The 19193-nt window shown below is 50.6% G+C and carries 21 protein-coding genes and 1 other RNA gene; all 22 read left to right on the top strand.

What is annotated here, in order from left to right; translation table 11 throughout:
- The first annotated feature begins 45 nt into the window (after positions 1–45).
- Positions 46–1584, top strand: coding sequence for an aromatic amino acid lyase (locus IPF95_08745; protein MBK6474787.1), 1539 nt, complete (start codon positions 46–48; stop codon positions 1582–1584).
- Positions 1572–2321 (top strand): 3-oxoacyl-ACP reductase FabG, encoded by a 750-nt coding sequence (fabG, locus tag IPF95_08740; GenBank protein ID MBK6474786.1) that lies wholly within the window; start codon positions 1572–1574, stop codon positions 2319–2321. Before IPF95_08745 ends, fabG begins: the two co-directional genes overlap by 13 nt.
- A 9-nt stretch (positions 2322–2330) precedes the next feature.
- Positions 2331–3557 carry a beta-ketoacyl-[acyl-carrier-protein] synthase family protein gene (locus tag IPF95_08735; protein ID MBK6474785.1) on the top strand — a complete coding sequence of 409 codons (1227 nt, stop codon included), beginning with the start codon at positions 2331–2333 and terminating at the stop codon, positions 3555–3557.
- 4 nt (positions 3558–3561) lie between these two features.
- A complete protein-coding gene (locus IPF95_08730; protein MBK6474784.1) occupies positions 3562–3819 on the top strand; it encodes an acyl carrier protein in 258 nt (85 codons plus the stop codon).
- The gene (locus tag IPF95_08725; protein ID MBK6474783.1) at positions 3816–4715 is read left to right on the top strand and encodes a lipid A biosynthesis acyltransferase; all 900 of its coding nucleotides are present in this window, start codon (positions 3816–3818) and stop codon (positions 4713–4715) included. Before IPF95_08730 ends, IPF95_08725 begins: the two co-directional genes overlap by 4 nt.
- Positions 4690–5136, top strand: coding sequence for a pseudouridylate synthase (locus IPF95_08720; protein MBK6474782.1), 447 nt, complete (start codon positions 4690–4692; stop codon positions 5134–5136). The genes IPF95_08725 and IPF95_08720 overlap by 26 nt, the downstream gene beginning before the upstream one ends.
- On the top strand, positions 5129–5536 hold the full coding sequence (locus IPF95_08715; protein MBK6474781.1) for an acyl-CoA thioesterase: 408 nt from the start codon (positions 5129–5131) through the stop codon (positions 5534–5536). Before IPF95_08720 ends, IPF95_08715 begins: the two co-directional genes overlap by 8 nt.
- A 2-nt stretch (positions 5537–5538) precedes the next feature.
- Complete coding sequence (locus IPF95_08710) at positions 5539–6246, top strand: hypothetical protein (protein ID MBK6474780.1); 708 nt, start codon at positions 5539–5541, stop codon at positions 6244–6246.
- 28 nt (positions 6247–6274) lie between these two features.
- Positions 6275–6646 (top strand): hypothetical protein, encoded by a 372-nt coding sequence (locus tag IPF95_08705; protein ID MBK6474779.1) that lies wholly within the window; start codon positions 6275–6277, stop codon positions 6644–6646.
- Entirely contained in the window at positions 6643–7245 is a 603-nt protein-coding gene (locus IPF95_08700) for a hypothetical protein (protein ID MBK6474778.1), read from the top strand. The genes IPF95_08705 and IPF95_08700 overlap by 4 nt, the downstream gene beginning before the upstream one ends.
- Positions 7235–7501 carry an acyl carrier protein gene (locus tag IPF95_08695; GenBank protein ID MBK6474777.1) on the top strand — a complete coding sequence of 89 codons (267 nt, stop codon included), beginning with the start codon at positions 7235–7237 and terminating at the stop codon, positions 7499–7501. The genes IPF95_08700 and IPF95_08695 overlap by 11 nt, the downstream gene beginning before the upstream one ends.
- Complete coding sequence (locus tag IPF95_08690) at positions 7498–8688, top strand: beta-ketoacyl-[acyl-carrier-protein] synthase family protein (GenBank protein MBK6474776.1); 1191 nt, start codon at positions 7498–7500, stop codon at positions 8686–8688. The genes IPF95_08695 and IPF95_08690 overlap by 4 nt, the downstream gene beginning before the upstream one ends.
- 8 nt (positions 8689–8696) lie before the next feature.
- Positions 8697–9326, top strand: a complete 630-nt coding sequence (locus tag IPF95_08685; protein ID MBK6474775.1) for a hypothetical protein — start codon at positions 8697–8699, stop codon at positions 9324–9326.
- Between the two features lie 7 nt (positions 9327–9333).
- Entirely contained in the window at positions 9334–10179 is an 846-nt protein-coding gene (locus tag IPF95_08680) for a beta-ketoacyl synthase chain length factor (GenBank protein MBK6474774.1), read from the top strand.
- Entirely contained in the window at positions 10173–10913 is a 741-nt protein-coding gene (locus IPF95_08675) for a polysaccharide deacetylase family protein (GenBank protein MBK6474773.1), read from the top strand. Before IPF95_08680 ends, IPF95_08675 begins: the two co-directional genes overlap by 7 nt.
- The gene (locus tag IPF95_08670) at positions 10914–11549 is read left to right on the top strand and encodes an outer membrane lipoprotein carrier protein LolA (protein MBK6474772.1); all 636 of its coding nucleotides are present in this window, start codon (positions 10914–10916) and stop codon (positions 11547–11549) included.
- Entirely contained in the window at positions 11546–11917 is a 372-nt protein-coding gene (locus IPF95_08665) for a hypothetical protein (protein MBK6474771.1), read from the top strand. Before IPF95_08670 ends, IPF95_08665 begins: the two co-directional genes overlap by 4 nt.
- A gap of 7 nt (positions 11918–11924) precedes the next feature.
- Positions 11925–13076 carry a DUF2062 domain-containing protein gene (locus IPF95_08660; protein MBK6474770.1) on the top strand — a complete coding sequence of 384 codons (1152 nt, stop codon included), beginning with the start codon at positions 11925–11927 and terminating at the stop codon, positions 13074–13076.
- Between the two features lie 78 nt (positions 13077–13154).
- Positions 13155–13553, top strand: a transfer-messenger RNA (tmRNA) gene (ssrA, locus tag IPF95_08655).
- A 341-nt stretch (positions 13554–13894) separates the two neighbouring features.
- A complete protein-coding gene (locus tag IPF95_08650; protein MBK6474769.1) occupies positions 13895–14782 on the top strand; it encodes a hypothetical protein in 888 nt (295 codons plus the stop codon).
- Positions 14783–14831: 49 nt separating this feature from the next.
- A complete protein-coding gene (locus tag IPF95_08645) occupies positions 14832–16049 on the top strand; it encodes an alanine dehydrogenase (GenBank protein MBK6474768.1) in 1218 nt (405 codons plus the stop codon).
- Between the two features lie 211 nt (positions 16050–16260).
- The gene (locus tag IPF95_08640) at positions 16261–19185 is read left to right on the top strand and encodes a PKD domain-containing protein (protein MBK6474767.1); all 2925 of its coding nucleotides are present in this window, start codon (positions 16261–16263) and stop codon (positions 19183–19185) included.
- The last annotated feature ends 8 nt before the right edge of the window (positions 19186–19193 follow it).

Here is a 19193-nt window from a genome sequence, read left to right as displayed (position 1 = left end):
CTTCGCCACCCTTATTAAAAAAAAGGGCACCACCACAAAACGACAATGGCAGTGGAAAGAATGGATCTGAACGGTTTTATCGACATTGTGTTGAAGAACGCATCCTTCAAGCCTAGCAAGGCTGAGCTGGGCGTTGCGGATAAATCGCATGCATATTTGAAGAAATATGCGGAAGGCAAGGTCATCTACGGCATTAACACGGGGTTCGGCCCCATGGCACAGCGGGCCATTCCAGAGGCCGATCGGTCTTCGTTGCAGTATAATCTGGTTCGCAGCCACTCTTCCGGTGCAGGTGCAGACCTTCCGGATGAAGCTGTTCGGGCCATGTTATTGGTACGTGCCGTCACTTTCTTGAAAGGTGGGTCTGCCGTTACACATGGTGTTCTCGAAGGGTTAACGAATTATTTGAACCTTGGTATTTGTCCACGTGTACCTGAATTAGGCGGTGTTGGAGCCAGTGGTGATCTTGTGCAACAAGCACACTTGGGTTTGGGCCTTATCGGCGAAGGTTTCGGAACCTACAAAGACCAAAAGGATACCATGGCAAATATCCTGAAGAAAGCTGGATTGAAGCCGGTTGAATTGGGCCTTCGCGACGGACTTGCCATATTGAACGGCACCGCCTGTATGACAGGGATCGGGTTGCTCAACATTCACCACGCTTATCGTTTGCTGGATAACGCTATTGCCATGGGATCCGTGATGACGGAGATCCTGAATTCATGGGATGATCATTTGAGTGCCAAATTGAATGGTGCCAAATTCCACCTTGGTCAGCAGGAGGTAGCCCAACGCATGCGCGCTCATATCGAAGGGTCCGAATTGACACGCGATCGCAGCAGCCATCATTATGCGGGCAAGGAAGAGGTGAATACAGAAGGCGTCTTCACCGAGATCGTTCAAGAACATTACAGCATCCGCTGCATTCCGCAGATCCTAGGACCAATTCTGGATACCATTCGCAATGCCGAGAAAGTATTGTTGAACGAATTGCATTCTGTGGATGATAATCCGCTGACCGACCCTGAAAGCGGCGTTTACCATGGCGGTAACTTCCACGGTGATCAAGTTGCTTTGGAAATGGATAAACTACGATTGGCCGTAGTAAAAATGTGCATGTTGAGCGAACGTCAGCTCAATTTCCTGATGAACGATAAGGTGAACCAACGTTTCCCGGCATTCCTCAATATGGAACGGCCTGGCATCACACTCGGAATGCAGGGCATGCAATTCACTGCGACCAGCACCACGGCAGAGAACCAGGCACTTTCAACATCGTTGTACGTGCATAGTATCCCTAACAACAACGACAACCAGGACATTGTGAGCATGGGTACGAATGCTGCCAATGCAACGACACGCGTGCTCAATAATACGGATCGCGTAATGGCCATTCAGGCCTTGGCGGTCGCACAGGCCGTGGACATCAGCGGTGAGATGAAAAAGCTCTCTGGACCGAGTGTTGATTTCTACAATAAGGTGCGCAAAGCCAGCGATGCCATCACATCCAAAAGTGCTCCATCAATGTGCATAGAAGCCGTTGAACGAGCGATCTTCCGACCCATCCCAGCATGGCAGAAGTAAAAACAGCAAAATGGGCATTGGTCACGGGTGGATCCCGTGGCATTGGTCGTGCAATTGCACTCGAGTTGGCGCGCAAGCATGGTCTCAGCATCGTGCTGAACTACGCGAGTAACCAAGAAGCTGCTGAAGCCGCTGCTGTAGAGCTGAAGGAGATGGGCGTTGATGTATTCCTTGCTCCCTTCGATGTAAAAGATCCAGAGGCGGTCAAGTCCGGTGTGGATGCGTGGCGATCGGCCCATCCAGAGGCGAGGCTGGAAGTATTGATCAATAATGCCGGTATTACACGGGACAACCTTCTTGTCTTTATGGAGCCAGCCGATTGGCACGAAGTGATCAACACGCACTTGAACGGATTCTTCAATGTAACCACAGCTGTTCTGCAAGGTCTTGTGCGACAGCGCTATGGCCGCATCATCAATGTGGTCTCCTTAAGCGGAACCAAGGGAGTACCAGGCCAGACCAATTACAGCGCAGCAAAGGCAGGCATCATTGGCGCAACGCGCTCATTGGCGCAAGAAATTGCCAAACGGAACATTACCGTGAATGCGGTAGCTCCAGGGTTCATTACCAGTGATATGACCAAGGATCTGGACGAAGCACAACTGAAACAATTGGTACCGATGGGGCGTTTCGGAAAACCAGAGGAAGTTGCTAGCATTGTTGGCTTTTTGGCGTCTGCTGAAGCGGCATATATCACGGGTGAAGTGATCCACGTAAACGGAGGAATGCACTCGTAGAATTAAAGAATGGAAGAGCGCGTTGTCATAACAGGTATGGGGCTTTGGAGTTGTTTGGGCACCACGTTGGCCGAAGTGGAGGCATCATTGCGTGCTGGAAAGTCAGGAATTATTTTCTCCGAAGAGCGCAAGGAACTTGGATATCGCAGCGCGCTGACCGGAACAGTACCAACACCAGATCTGAAAAGCCGTTTGAATCGCAGGCAAAGGATCGGCATGGCCGAGCAGGCCAACTATGCTTACGAAGCCACTGAGCAAGCAATGAAACAAGCGGGGATCGATATTCCGTATTGTGAAGCGAATGAAGTAGGCATCATTTTCGGTAACGATAGCAGTGCCTTGGCAGTGATCGAATCCGTGGATACCATTCGCGAGAAAAAAGACACTGCATTCGTTGGGTCCGGATCTGTTTTTCAAGGCATGAACAGTACGGTCACCATGAATTTGGCAACCATCCTGAAGCTTCGAGGGATCAACTTCACGCTCAGTGGAGCATGTGCCAGTGGATCACACTCCATTGGTATTGGCTACTTGCTCATTAAGCAAGGCCTCCAACACATGGTTATCTGCGGTGGAGCCCAGGAAGTGAACAAGTACACCTTCGGAAGCTTCGATGGCATATCAGCGTTCAGCATAAAAGAAAGTGAACCGACCAAGGCTTCGAGTCCTTTTGATGCAGGTCGCGATGGCCTTATCCCGAGTGGCGGAGCCGCAGCATTGGTCATCGAGAGTTTAAGTTCAGCCAAAGCACGCGGTGCAACTATCCTAGGAGAAATAAAAGCCTATGGTTTCAGCAGTAACGGCGGGCACATTTCGGATCCCGATCTGGATGGTCAGGTCAGGGCATTGAACATGGCGTTGAAAATGGCTGATCTATCACCAGCAGACATCGATTACGTCAATGCACACGCAACAAGTACACCCGTTGGCGATCGTATTGAGGCGCAAGCCTTGGATGCCGTTTTCGGAGCTACGAGACCGTTCGTCAGTAGCACCAAAAGCATGACCGGTCATGAATGTTGGATGGCCGGTGCGAGTGAGGTGGTCTACTCCATGTTGATGCTTTTAGGTGGATTTATTGCTCCTAATATTAACTTGCACACGCCTGACGAGGATAGTGCCAAGCTGAATTTGGTAACAACTACCCTGGAAAAGCAATTCAATAGATTCCTGACCAACTCGTTCGGCTTCGGCGGAACGAACTCCACATTGATCATAGAACGCTACTCGGATTGACCTTATGAGCCTTACACGACAAGACATCGAAGCCACTACAATTAAATTCCTTAGCGAAGAATTCGAAGTGGACCCAAGCACCATTACGCCTGAGGCACCGATGAAAGAAACTTTGGCATTGGATAGCTTGGATTATGTGGATCTCGTAGTGGTCATCGAACAGAATTTCGGGATGAAAATGAAAGGTGAACAGTTCATGAAGCTCGTCACTTTTTCCGATTTCTACGATCACATTGAGGAGGAATTAGCGGCGAAAGCGTGAGTGAAAAAACTCCCAAATGGTCCGGTAAAAGCAAAGGTTTTCCTTTAGGCTACCGGATCTTTATCTTCGTTATTCGAAATCTCGGCGTTCGAGCGGCCTATTTGGTCCTTGGATTCGTCGTGCCATGGTACGTGCTTACATCGTGGAAAAGCAACAAAGCCTTGGGTGTCTATTTCGCTAGACTTCGCGCTATCGTACCGGGGATCAAGGGCCTCAACTATTTCAGGTCATACATGGCGATGGGCCGCAACATCATCGATAAAGTAGCAGTTCAAGCCGGTCTGGAAGCACGCTACACGTGGGAAAAGGTGAATGGCCAAGGTGTAGCAGATTTGATCGGGGCGCACAAAGGCGGATTGCTTCTGAGCGCGCACGTTGGAAACTGGGAATTCGCAAGTCATTTTCTCAAGGGTCATCCGGGAAAAGTGAACATAGTACTCCTTACTGCGGAGGACGAACGCATAAAAGCCGTTATGGAGAACGAGCTCTCACCGGCGAGCTTTAACATGATCCCATTGAGCAAGGACATGTCGCACGTTTTCAAGATGAACAATGCCTTGATGGATGGCGAAGTACTCTGCATGCACGGTGATCGCAATCTACCGGGATCACGGGTTTACACTGCGGACTTCCTAGGGGCACCAGCTGAATTTCCGGCAGGTCCATTTGCGTTGGCCGCAGCACACAAGGTTCCAGTTTGTATCCCGTTCGTCATTCGCACGGGGCCTATGAAGTATTCGTTCTTCGGCTCCGATCAGATCCCACCAGGCACATCGCGCGACGAAATTTTCAAGCGCTATGTTCAAGAATTCGAGGCCATCGTGAAAAAGTATCCACTACAATGGTTCAATTATTATGACTTTTGGCAACATGCAGACCCCACTAGCGACAGGTAGCGACGCTGTTGCGTTGATCCCACAAAAGCCACCATTCGTGCTGATCGACACCTTGGTAAGTGCCACGAACGACACGTTCAACTCGGCGTTCACCATACCGGCTGATCACGTGTTGGTGCATAACGGCGTATTACTACAAGCCGGGTTGATGGAGAATGCAGCACAAACCGCAGCTCTAGGCATGGGCTACACGGCCAAAGAGCGGAACGAACCGCCACCACTGGGTTTCATTGGCGCGTTAACACGGATCGTCTTCACCGGAAAAGCCGCGGTAGGCAAGCGATTGGAAACCACCGTGGTCGTGAAACACGAAGTCATGAATGCGCGTGTGTTGGAGGCAAGCGTGCAATGTGAAGGCAGATCGATCGCCCAATTGGAATTGAAAGTATTCATTATGGATCCCAATGCTGTCAATGGATAGTATCACAGAATGCGCGATCTCTTTCGGAGACCTTGATCCGATGGCCATTGTATGGCACGGCAACTATTTCCGGTTCATGGAATTGGGGCGTGAAGCATTCGGCAAACACCATGACCTCGATGCTATTTGGATGTACGAACAAGGCTACTTCACACCCATCGTTCAAAGTGTGATCGATCACAAATCACCGTTGGTTTACGGCGATACTGTAACGATAAGAACGTGGATGGAACCCAGCCCTGCCGCGAAGATCATCCTGCACTACGAACTGCGGAACAAGGCCAACGATCAGATCGTCGCCACGGCAAAGACCATCCAGGTATTCTTGGACAAGGATCGTAAATTGATGCTTGAACTACCGGAATTCTACAGCGCCTGGAAGTCGAAGAAATTCCCGTGAACATGACAGTAACCCTCGGAGCAGCACACGTTCTTTCGCCCCTCGGTGAAGGACTTGCAGCATCCGTGGAACGCATGCTGAACGGTGCCACGGCACTGCAACGAACAAGCACCGCCTTCGATACACCAGCCGTTCTGGGCATCATCCCCAAAGAGCTTCTACCACAAGGACCACGGCGCATCCAGCGGCTGATCGATCGGTGCATGCAACCATTGGTACAAGAACTCGGCAACCCGAAGTTCACGGACAGATGGGGCTGTTACATCGCAACAACGAAAGGTGACATCGCCGCATTGGAGAATGGAAATGCGAACGGCGCTGCGTTGTCCGTGATCGCTGACCACGTGCAGAAAACCTATGGCTTCACGGATCGTCCTTGGGTGATCTCCAACGCCTGTGCAAGCGGCACATCGGCGATCGCAATGGCCGGTGCTGCCATCGAACGCGGCTTCGTGGATCATGCCGTTGTGATCGGTGTTGACGTACTATCGCGCTTTGTACTCCGAGGCTTCCAAGCATTGCACGCGGTTAGCGAAGATCCTTGCCTACCCTTCGATGCGAAACGAAAAGGCACCTCGCTCGGCGAAGTTTGCGCAGCGGTCGTTCTCACCAAGGACGCATCGATCCTCAAAGAACCCGATCGGCACCTTCGTCAGTGGTGGCATAGCGCACGATGCCAATCATATATCGGGTCCGTCGCGCACGGGTGAAGGCTTGGTACGTGCGATCCAATGCGCCATGAAAAAGGCGAATTTGAGCGCAACGGAAATCCACGCGGTCAACGCACACGGAACAGGAACGGACTACAACGACGCCATGGAATCCATTGCTTTTGAACGTAGCGGATTATCCGAAGTACCCTTGAGCGGTTATAAAGGTTGGTTCGGCCACACGTTGGGTGCGGCTGGCGTATTGGAAAGTCTGCTTGCCTTGCACGCATTGAACACAGGTCTGGTTTTACGGAATGAAGGCCTCACCGAACTCGGTGTACCCAGCAAAGTGAACGTGTTGGCCAAGGAAATGAATGTCGAAGGCGATCTGCTATTGAAGACCTCCAGCGGTTTCGGTGGATGCAACGCTGCTGTACTTCTCCGCGCAAAAAGGCAATGAAGGACCTTGCACATACGAGCTATCGCAATGGCCATTTCACCGTAAATGGCAAATTGCTTGCAGAACCGACAAGTAGCCCGGATACCGACCTGAACAACGCGTGGTCGGCTTTGGGAATTGAATTGCCCCGTTTTCCACGTATGGATCGGTCTTCGAAATTAGTGGCGATCTGTGGATCCTCCTTCTTCATTGAAGGCGGTGCTTTAGCAGGGCATTCAAAAGAAACCATCGGCATGGTGATCATGGGCAAACACGGTTCCATGGATACGGATTCGAAATACCAGGCACAACTGGATGCGGACAACCACGCTAGTCCCGGCCAATTCGTATACACCCTGCCGAACATCGCGATGGGCGAATTCAGCATACAGCATGGGCTATATGGCAGCGGACTTTGTTTACTGAACAATGCCCCGGATCTCTCGCAAATGCGGGAAGCGTGTGTAATACTTCTGCACGATCACGGTATGGACGCGATAGTTTGCGGCTGGTCCGATATCTTCGCGGACCAAGCAACGGCTACCTTTATGGTGGTAACAGAACGAACATTGGCCGATCGGAACTCGGCGGAATTAGAAAAGATCTTCAATGACCACTGAGAAATCGACCGAATTACGCCAAGAATTGAAGGCGCAGATCATACAACACCTCAACCTGGAGGGGCGCACTGTAGAAAGCATTGCGGACGACATGCCGCTATTCGACGAAGGGTTGGGCCTGGATAGCATCGATGTGTTGGAATTGATCGTGCTAATGGACAAACATTACGGCGTACGCATTGCCGATCCCAAACAAGGTCGTGACGTATTCCAAAGCGTTGCAAGTATGGCTGCGCACATCGAAGCCAACCGGTGAAACAAGGGCGGATAGCGATCACAGGCATGGGTGCGATCTGCTCCCTAGGCAACGACGTTTCCGCCATTTCGGATGCCTTGATCAGCGGTAAACGCGGCATTCGTCCGTTACAGAAACTGGATCTCGGATTCCCCGATCTTTTTTTGGGCGAAGTACAATTGACCAACAAGGAATTGGCCGCTTTGCTACGCGATAAAGTGAAGGACCTTCCGCGTTCTCGTACAGCATTGCTTGGTCTGGTTGCGGCTTTCAGCGCGATCGGAAATAGTACGAGCGAAGAACGGACGGTGGTGATCAGCGCGAGTACCGTTGGTGGAATGGATCTCTCCGAACAGCATTTCAGCAAATGGAATTCCGGTAACTTGGACATGATCGCTGATGCAGTAGAACATCCTGTTGGATCGCACACCGCATACATCGCACAGGCCATTGGATCCAAGGCCATGCGCACAACGATCAGTACTGCATGCAGTTCATCCGCGAATGCCATGATCCTAGGTGGTCAGCTGCTTAGAACGGGTCGCGCGGACCGTGTTCTGGTTGGCGGTTCAGATGCACTCTGCAAATTCACGATCGAAGGATTCATGGCATTGAGTGCGATGGATACCACGGGGGTTACCAAACCCTTCAGCAACGAGCGCAACGGCATGAACCTTGGTGAAGGAGCAGCTTATTTAGTAATGCAGCGTGAAGAGGACGTAACCGACAAGATCGAAATTCTCGCGTATTTCCTTGGCGGTTCGAACAGGAACGATGCATACCACCAAACAGCAACATCTCCGGATGGTCATGGTCCGTATTTGGCAATGAAGGATTGCATCGAAAAAGCAGGGCTGAAACCAAACGATATCGACCACATCAATGCACACGGCACTGGCACTGAGAACAACGACAGCACCGAGCTGGCTGCTATGGAAAGGCTCTTCGGGAGTGTTCCGGATTTCACGACCACCAAAGCATTAACCGGCCACACCTTAGCTGCAGCCGGAGCGTTGGAGGCGGTGATCGCAATCATCAGCATGCGCGAAGGAATTATCCCGGTCGGCTATTCCACAACCGCGCCGATCGAAGGTCGTAGCGCGATGCCCGTATCAAAAAGCATACGCAGACAAGTAAAGAACGTGTTATCCAATTCTTTGGGATTCGGCGGTAACGACACATCGATCCTACTTTCATCAGCAGAGTAATCGCGTTGATGAAAACCCTTCAATTTAAGCTTTGCATTTTACCTTTACTGATCAGTGCTTGCATCAATTCAGACGTACACAATTCAATAAAGGATGTCCAACTGGAATTAGTGGATACTATTCAAACCAGAGCGACAATACCATATGACTCGATAAGTGTGACCGAAATTGATACACTTGAGTCAATACAAACCAAAACTGCCAACAAAAAGTTAATTGATGAGGCCAAAGAATGGAAAGGAACACATGACGTAAAACTTGCACTCAATGAATTCAAAGTTACAGACAGCTCATTCTATTCACTCCTTGATTCGATTGTTAGGACTGAGAAATTGTGCTCTAACTCGAGTTTAGACGACCTTCACTGGATATTATTCAAGTGGAAGCATAACGTCTATTACCTTACAATGGCAAGTGATGGTGGAGGCTATGATTACAGCGGTTTCTTTGTTATTGATGACATGCTTTTCTTGACAACAGAAAGTCTACCAGGTAAACTGACATTAACAGACAACATTGAAAAATTCACCTTTGAGGGTAAAAATTATCCTTATCCTGAGGATTACTCAACCTATTTCTTGGCGAATATGAACGGACAAATGAAATTAGTGAAATCATATACGCTTCCTTGCCACTAAAAATAAAATGTACATCCGTGGCCACCATACCAACACAGAACCTGTACCACCACTGGTAATTCCCGCAGGTGCAGCACGTCGCATGGCGAAGCTCCAACGCGGATCGATCGAATACATCCTTCAGCATTTGAACAGCATCGGTCAACCGACCATTGATGGCATTTACGCGAGTACTGCATTGGGATGTTTGGAAGACACGGAGAAGTTCCTGGAAGAGATCACAGGTCCATCCACTTCGCTACGTTCTCCTCTACCCTTCATGCGAAGTACGCATAACACGATTGCTGGTCAGTTGGCGCTGTTGCTGAAGATCCATGGACCCAACATCACCCACTCGCAAGAACTATTCGGATTCCACTCGGCGTTACTGAATGCCTTATTGCACTGCGAAGAGGAACCGAAAAGCACGTTACTAGTATTCGCTACGGATGAGGAGACAGAGCTTTCCGCTAGTCTACTTAACGCGTTGCATCCAGCAGACAACCTTAAGTTAGGTGCGGGCTACGCATGCTTCGTAGTTGGAATTGAACCAAAGGCCAACGACAGAGCCAAGATCACATTGAACGAGCAAGGCGCTGTAAGCGATACAGAGCATTGGAACAACATCATTACTGCATCCAAAGCAGAACACATCTATTGGTCGGCCTACCCGGCCAATGCGGAGTTGCCTGCTTTCCCTGCAAACGCAAAAGCTGAACGTTATGACCTGGAAACTGGTCACCACGGCGCACAAACTGCACAAGCATTGGCCCTATCGATCGAGAATATCGCAACTAAGAAGATCACCGGACCGTGTATGATCCTTGACATTTTCGATGACCGGATCGGCGCACTAGTGGTGGAACCATGCTGACCCATCGTTCCACGTTCTGGCCGTTGGTCGTGGTGCATGTGATAGCATTAGCGTGTTGGCAATACGCCTATTGCTGCGAGTGGGCCCCGGTATTCACCATCGTATGTCATCTTGGTTTATTGGCACACGGAAGTGCTGCGCCCAAGGCCGGGTTCTTCATTCCCATGCAACTCCACGGAGCAACCGGAACCATGGCATTGACGTATGATGACGGCCCAGTTCCGCAGCACACCGAAGCCATCCTGGACCTATTGAGAACCGAAGGCGTCAAAGCCACATTCTTCTGTATTGGCAAACGCGTAGCCGCATCACCAGAAATTGCAGAACGCATTGTTTCAGAAGGCCACACGATCGGCGTACACACCCAGAACCACCATTGGAGCTGGGGATTTTCGAGTAAGAAAAAAGCATTGAGAGAGATCGAGGAATGTGCGCAAACCATTGAAACCATCACCGGCGTTAAACCGAAATTATTCCGCCCGCCCTTCGGTGTAACCAGCCCGAACACCGCCTATGCGATCAATAAAAGTGGCTTGCGACCAGTTGCGTGGGATCTTCGCACCTTTGATACCTCGGCTAACGATGAGAAGGCGCTGATCGAGAAGACCGTGAGAAAAATGAAAGGTGCCACCATCATTCTGATGCACGACCCGGAACCGGTTGCATTGGCATTGACCAAAGCACTGATCAACAAGGCAAAGGAAAGTGGTACGCAGCTTGTAAGTATACGTTGAATGAGGAACGTGTTATTCACCGTTATTGCATCTTTCGGGTTGTTGTGTGGTTTCTCTGCACAAGCGCAGGACCGTATCCCGATCGATCGAAGCGATGCAACCGTTCAAGCGTTGTTGGAGCATTCAAGAACGACCACCAGTCTTAAAGCAGATTTCGTTCAAGAGAAACACTTGAAAATGTTAGCAACGCCAGTGGTCTCCACGGGTATCATCCGGTTCAAGAAACCGGGTCAATTACGCTGGCAGGTTGATACCCCGGAACCAAGCGTTGCCGTTGTTGATGGTAAGACCGTTATGATCAGTAAAGCCGGAAAAGAGGACGACGTTACAGCGGCGGATCGACAAGCATTCAGCGCAATAACCAATTTGATCGAAGGGATCGTTTCAGGCGAGTTGCTCGATGGTAAAAGCATGGTAGCAACGTTCTTCACAACAAAAGAAGGACTGCTTGTTGAGCTACTCCCGACCGATCCGCGCATGGCGAAACGACTGAAGCAAGTGACCCTTTTGTTCGATACCACTACCCATATCTTGCGCGAACTCCGCATGGAACAACCCAGTGGCGAATTCACGTTAACGCGTTTCAGCAATGCGAAATTCGGTGTGGCACATGGTGCTACGACCTTCAAACTATGACCGGTCTAAAAGGACTCTTCACGCTGAAAGACACACCGGCAACGGGTAGCCTCGAAAGCGAAGTATGGGTCGAGATCGATCCAACACATCCGATATTTGAAGGACATTTTCCTGACCAGCCGGTATTGCCAGGTGTATGTATGGTGCAGATCGCACTGACAATTGCAAGTGCAATGCACGGAAAACCGTTGCGCATGCTGAATGCACGCACCATCAAATTCCTGACACCTGTGGATCCTCGCATTTCACCGGAGCTGCTTTTTCGCACTACTCTAACAACATTGGAGAATGGCATCAAGGCAGAGGTCAATGCAACCGCAGGCGAAGCAAGTGTGCTGAAACTAAGCGCCGAATTGGTTCCGGAATAGTACACGAATGGGATCGACCTCGCTTGGAGATGGTATTGGCGTGCTGATCCCTACGTACAACAACGCGGTAACATTGGAAGGAGTGTTGCATCATGTTCAGCAATACGCAAGTTCGAATGTGTTGGTGGTGAATGATGGCTCCACGGATGGAACGCAGGAGATCCTGGCCAAGTTCCCGGACATTAATATCGTTAACCTTCCTACAAACAAAGGCAAGGGAAACGCATTGCGCACGGGTTTTTCTGAGGCACGTAAACTGGGTTGGAAATATGCCATAACCATTGATAGCGATGGCCAGCATGACCCCGCCGATCTTCCAAAAATGGCCAGCATGGTCCGCGAGAACCCGACCGCCATGGTCATGGGAGCACGCGACATGGGCCAGAGCGAAATACCCGGCAAGAGTTCATTCGGGAACAAGTTCAGCAACTTCTGGTTCAAGGTCGAGACCGGTATCACCTTGCCCGACACCCAGACCGGTTATAGAGCTTGGCCGCTCGAGGCATTGGGTAAATTCAAGACAATAAGCAATCGCTTTGGGTACGAGATCGAGAGCATTGTAAAACTGGCTTGGCGCGGCACACCCTTCAAAGTCGTTCCGGTAAGTGTCCGTTATGATTTTCCGGAACGTGTATCGCACTTCAAGCCGTTCCAGGATTTTTCGCGCGTAAGCGTAACGCACACGTGGATGGTTACCGTTGCGTTGCTCTGGTTCTGGCCGAAGCAGTTGTTCTTCAAAGGTGGGTTGGTCCGGATTTTAAGAGAGGAATTCAATCGTCCTGAAGAAAGCTCCATTCGGAAATCGCTATCTGTGGGCTTCGGGTTTTTCATGGGTATTGTACCGCTTTGGGGGTTTCAATTATTGATCGGTATACCGGCGGCAATCTTCATGAAGTTGAACCGCGTCCTGTTCATTACAGCGGCCAACATCAGCATACCACCCATGATCCCGCTGATCATTTTTGCAAGCTATATGGTCGGCGCTCTGTTCATGGGCACCGACGCTGTCACTATGGAATTCTCGCAGCAACTCACCCTAGGTCGCGTGCAAGAACACCTGATCCAGTATTTGATCGGTAGCGTAGTCTTAGCAGTTACTGCTGGCATCATTGGGACGGTGATCACGTTCATTCTCTTACGACCGTTCCGCAAAAGGTAGGATCGTTCCACAGTATCGGAAACTGACTTTATGGCCGTAGGCCTCTCCGGCATTATCTTTGCGAAACGTTCTTTCAATGGGGCCGATCTGGATTCGACAGCGGCTTTTGTATTTCGAGTAAGCATGTCGGGCGTGAGGTGCGGCCCGTATCCCAGTGCCTCAACGCTGTAACAGGCAACACAGACTACGCTCTCGCAGCTTAATAGCCCAAGGCTATTCGGCTTAATTCGTGCGAATCATAGTACCACGAACGAGTACCCCTCGGTGAGGCCCGTCAACCTCCTTGCCGATCACGGGGTGTCATTATGGAAGACTGGCTTGTGCGGTGATCCGTAGTACAGGTAAGACAAAGGATCTAAGCTTTCGGTGGGGTGCCGCTTCCCAGCTGAAGGTCGAAAACCAATAAGTCGGCTACACATGTAGAAAGCTTGTTATGCGGTCGTTTGGACGAGGGTTCGATCCCCTCCGGCTCCACAGGAGGCGGAGCCGCCACCGATCTTTCGGTGGCGGCTCTTCGCTAGAAGAACATGGATCGAGGTTTACCTCGGTGAAAACCGGGGATCTCCTCCTCCCGCAATGATGCGAGATCCACAGAGACGGACCCCGGTTTACCGCATGGCAGATCGGGGTTCTTTGTTTCAAAGAATAGGGAGAGAAGTTTATCCCGTTCTTCGGATTGCCTCATATTGCTCGAAATTGGCCTTTCCAGAATAACAGTGAAAACGGCTATATTCGTAAGCCTTATTCAATTGAGGCGCAACTGACCAAACATGTTCATCTCAAGAATCACTGGTCGCATTTTTATTGTGACGTTTGCAATGTCCCTCATCCCTATGCTTCGGGCACAGGTCATCGATCCTTTTCCTCCTGTTGGTGAAAACATAAATTGGATCTATCAGCGGAGTAACAACAATTTGCAGGGTTTGCAGGAGTTCTACCATGCTGGCGAGGACCAAGCGATCGATGGCAATACCTATTCTGTCATTCGATCGAACCATCGGTATGTGACCACATTGGGAATGGGCAATACATCCATCAGCGAGAGTTATGGCGACCTGTATTGCTACCTCCGTCAGGATTTAACAGGTGTGGTCTATGTTCGTTCAACACCGAGCGATCCAGAGTTGATCCTTTTCGACCCCTCGATCGAGATCGGCGATACGGTGCCATCCACGTGGCGTTGCGTCCAAAGTGCTTACTACACCAATGTGGTCACAGTTTCGGCAATCGATACGATCCTTGACAATTTCGGTACGCCACATCGTGTGCACCATTTCAATGCACCCGGATATCCCGTTCCCACTTACTTCACCAATGGGATCGGCTGCGGTAATGAATTCTTGAGTCTGTTCGCCAGCAGTTCTGGCGCGCCACTTTCCACATTCCGTTGCATCCGGGTTGACGAGGAGACCCTTTTAGGTAGTAATTGCGTTTCGCTCACGGTTGGTTATTCCGATCATAGTGGAACGCACACAAGGTGTATCGCAGCCCTTTCTAACTTAGTAACGGATGTGCTAATAATAACCGGTGACCTTCCAACAGATGCGCAATACTTTATGCTTTCGCCCTTGGGGATAGTGCTAAGCAGAGGCGCATTGCGTGAAAAACGGATCGATGTAGCCGACCTACCGGCTTCGACGTACACGCTTGTGGTAACAGATCGCAGTGGTGTCAGCATTGGTACGCTCCGGTTCGCAAAGGTGTAGTTTTACAATTGACCACCTCTTTCGTAAGCGGTAAGTTTGCGGCCCGAAAATGCCAACAGCTTACAAAAAGATCGGTGTCATCCGTGAAGGTAAAACACCTGCGGATCGCCGCGTACCGTTGACCCCTGCGCAATGCAAAGAGGTCATGCAGCGCTTTCCCGACGTGGACCTGGTCGTACAACGCAGCCCCGTTCGTGCCTATACGGATGCTGAATATGAGGCGTTCGAGATCCCGATGGCAGATGACCTGGCCGATCGCGACCTGATCCTGGGCATCAAGGAAATTCCGATCGATATGCTGGTTCCGGGTAAAGCACACCAATTCTTTAGCCATACCATTAAAAAACAGCCCTCGAACGCAAAGCTCCTAAAAGCCGTTCTGGATAAAAAAGTGCGATTGATCGACCACGAGCTTCTAACGGATGTGAACGGCGACCGTGTGCTTGCTTTTGGCTATTGGGCAGGCGTAGTAGGTGCATACAACGCATTCCGTGGCAGACAATTTTCGCGCGGTGGCAAGCCCATGAAACCGGCCAACGAATGCCACGATCTGGAAGAACTGGAGACGCAGTTACGTGCCTTTTCATTTCAAACCGATCTGCGTGTGGTCTTAACAGGCGGGGGGCGTGTAGGAAAGGGCGCAATGGGTGTTCTGGAACGCGCCGGAGTTACCCGCGTTGATAATGATGTCTTCATGAAGACGGATCATCCAGGTCCGGTCTATACCGTTCTGGGTAGTTCTGGAATGTTCGAGCGTATGGATGGAAAACCATTCGACAGAGAAGCGTTCCACGCAGACCCAAGCGGACACCGATCCAAATTCCTGCCTTACGCGAAACGCGCTCACATGTACATTGCCTGCCATTATTGGGATGCACGCGCTCCGAAGATCCTAACGGCTGCGGATCTGCGCGAACCCGGTATCAGTTTGGATGTGATCGCAGACATTAGTTGTGATATTGGTGGCCCTATAGACAGCACATTGCGTGCAACTACGATCGCTGATCCATTTTATGGTTACGATCCAACAACAGCAAAGGAAAAGCCTGCGGGCAGCGAAGGCACGATAACCGTAATGTCCGTGGACAACTTACCTGCTGAATTACCCCGCGATGCTTCCGAAGCCTTTGGGCGTGATCTGATAGAACGTGTAATTCCTAGCTTGACCGGAATAGATACCAACGATCTTATAGCACGGGCCACCATCGCTAATAATGGTGAACTGACCAACTCGTTCAAGTATTTGGCGGATTATGCGAATAGTTAGGACCGTTCGACCTTGGATCTGTCCTTGAGTTGAATTGATACTATTCAACCCACGCACAGGGACCCTCTACCGTAGCATTTGTTCGTACGTTCTTGAAATTCAAGCATGTCCATGATGGACCATGCTGTGTTGGGGATGATCGAATAGTTTGTTCTGTTGTGTGGAACGATCCTTTTGAGGCGTTATATTCGACGCCATACCCACAACAATTATGGAACGTTTTTCCGCCCGCGCAGGGACCATATTCATAGCTGCCATTGCGATCTTGTTCTCGTCATTTGAAGCTTCAGCGCAACAAACGATCACGATCGGAACCGGAACCGTTACTAATTTCTCCAACGAGTATCCTTCGCCCTATGGCAATTTTCAGCGCGGAGCGAGGCATCAAATGCTGATCCTGGCCAGCGAGCTACAAGCTGCTGGAATGACAGCTGGTGACATCAGTAGTGTGGCTTTCGACATTGCGCAGGAAGCAGCGAACCAGTTGGAAGGATTCACTGTAAGCATAGGTGCGACCACGGTCACGCAAATGACCGCTGCGTGGACCACAGGAACTACTGCGCTATATGGCCCTTTGAACTATGTGGACCAGAACGGATGGAACGTGCATCCGTTCACATCCGACTTCACGTGGGATGGCACTTCGAATATTGTAGTTGAGACCTGTTTTTACAATAGCCAGAGCAACTTCAACCCACAATTCAACCAAAGCACCACATCATTCACGAGCACGTTGGCGCGGAGCACTCCTAACCCGAACATTTGTACCGCGGCCACCGGGACCTTGATCACCTATGACCAGCGACCGAACATGCAATTCGAGTGGACCGTTGCTGAAGCGCCACCGATCGGCAACTATGATCAGAATACAGTGTTCAGCTGTGATGGCATTGTGCAATTCACGGACCTTACCACATTCGCGCCAACAGCTTGGATATGGGATTTCGGAGATGGAACTACCTCAACGGATCAGGACCCGGAGCATACTTACGTGACCGACGGCACGTTCACGCCGACACTAACGGTCACCAATGCATTCGGAACAGATACCTATAGTGGTGCTTCGATCACGATCAATGTTACTGGACCTGTACCGGTTCCGGCATGTACACCCGCCTCAACGGGCACTGTCGCTGGGTTCGGTCTTACCAGTGTTACGATCGGCAGTATGACCACCGCCAGTGCTGGAGCCGCGATCGAAGGATATGCGGATCGTACCTGCCAGATCGAAACGGTTCTTTTAGGTACCACGTTGCAATTGGCGTTGGTCACCGGAACATCTGCGACGCATAATGTCCGGATTTGGATCGACTGGGACAACAGTGGCACATTCATTAGTACTGAACTTGTCCTTTCACAGAATAGCGTGTTCACCGCTTCCGGTTCTGTGACCGTACCAGCATTTGCGACGCTCGATACGCCGTTGCGAGTGCGCGTAATGGCGGATTATGATTTCAGTCCATTGCCGCAACCTTGTCTTGATCTACAATACGGTCAAGCTGAGGACTATGCATTGTTGGTGCAGGAGAACGTATCCGCTCCAATTGCTTCGTTCACTGCAGATCCGCAATTCAGTTGCACTGGAGATGTGCAATTCACGGATGCATCACAGAACGTCCCGAGCAGTTGGACCTGGAGTTTCGGTGATGGTGGATCCAGCAATGATCAAGACCCTTTTCATACATACACCACCAGCGGAATATACACCGTGCAGTTGAGCGTTACCAATATCCATGGAGACGATCTCATCGTTTTCACGGACCTGATCACCGTGGACCTGACCGGTCAATTGACCGCAGCATCGTGTACACCAGCGACCCAAAGTTATTGCTGCGGGTTTGGACTGATGGCATTCAATTTTGCAGGTATATCCAGCACGAGCGGAGATGGAATAGAGGGGTATCAGGACCGTTCATGCGGCAATGTTGGCACGGTCACTGAAGGCACTGCGTATCCCATCAGTGCTATGACCGGGGGCACCCTCTCGCATGATGTGCGCGTTTGGATCGACCTGAACAATGATGGCGTTTTCACTGGTACGGAACACGTATGGAGCGCATTGGACCAAGTCAATCCCAGTGGTACGGTGATCATCCCTACCGCAACTGTTTTCGGCACTGCGGTACGTGTTCGTGTGGTGGCAGATGTTGTCGGAGAGACCACAGATGCATGTGAATCTCCGTTATACGGACAGGTGGAGGACTTCGCTGTGATCATCTCTCCGAACCAGAACCCACCAACAGCTCAATTCAGTGGTTCACCAACAAGCACCTGCACTGGTTTCGTTCAATTCACGGATGCCAGTTTGAATGCACCTACAACGTGGACCTGGGACTTTGGAGATGGAGGAACAAGTATGGAACCTTCCCCACTCTATCAATACATGAACCCGGGCAACTACACCGTTTCGCTAACGGTCACTAATGCGAACGGATCGGACATGCAAACGAACACGAACTATATCACGTTCAATGAGCCTTGGTCATGCGATACGTTAGAGATCCCGGGGTTCCAATCAGATGAGAGTAACGCATGCCAAGGTGTTCTTGCTGATGATGGTGGGCCTAATGGACCGTATACCAGTTTCGGAGATGGCACCTTCACGATCGCGCCCACTACCGGCGATGTGGTTGTTCTGAGTTTTTCTCAGTTTGCGTGGGGCAACAATCAGAACCGCTTTTTAGCGATCTACGATGGTCCGGATAATACAAGCCCATTGATCGGACAATATAACGGCAACGGATTGATCCAATTACCCAATAACGGTGTGATCACTTCCACCGGACCGAGCATTACCCTTGAACAAGTTAGCAATGCCGGTGGACCTCAGAACAATGCCGGATTCCTGTTGACCTGGAGCTGTTCCTATGTTGGCATTGAAGAGAGTGTCGGTCCACTGGGTGCTGTTTGGCCGCAACCTGCGGATAACGTGTTGAGTTTGAGTTTTAACCAAGAAGCTGGTTCCGGATGGCGCATTGTGCTAAGCAATGTTCTGGGTGAAAAATTGCGCTCTGAAAGCGTTGCGATCGGGAGCACATCACATACGTTGATCACCGAAGATCTCCTTGTAGGTAGTTACATACTTAGCCTTGAAACACCGGAAGCACGTTGGGGTAGAATGATCATCCTGAATTGATCTGTATA

Source organism: Flavobacteriales bacterium (assembly GCA_016704485.1).
Lineage (GTDB): Bacteria > Bacteroidota > Bacteroidia > Flavobacteriales_F > PHOS-HE28 > PHOS-HE28.
This window is presented reverse-complemented; position numbering and strand designations above follow the sequence as displayed.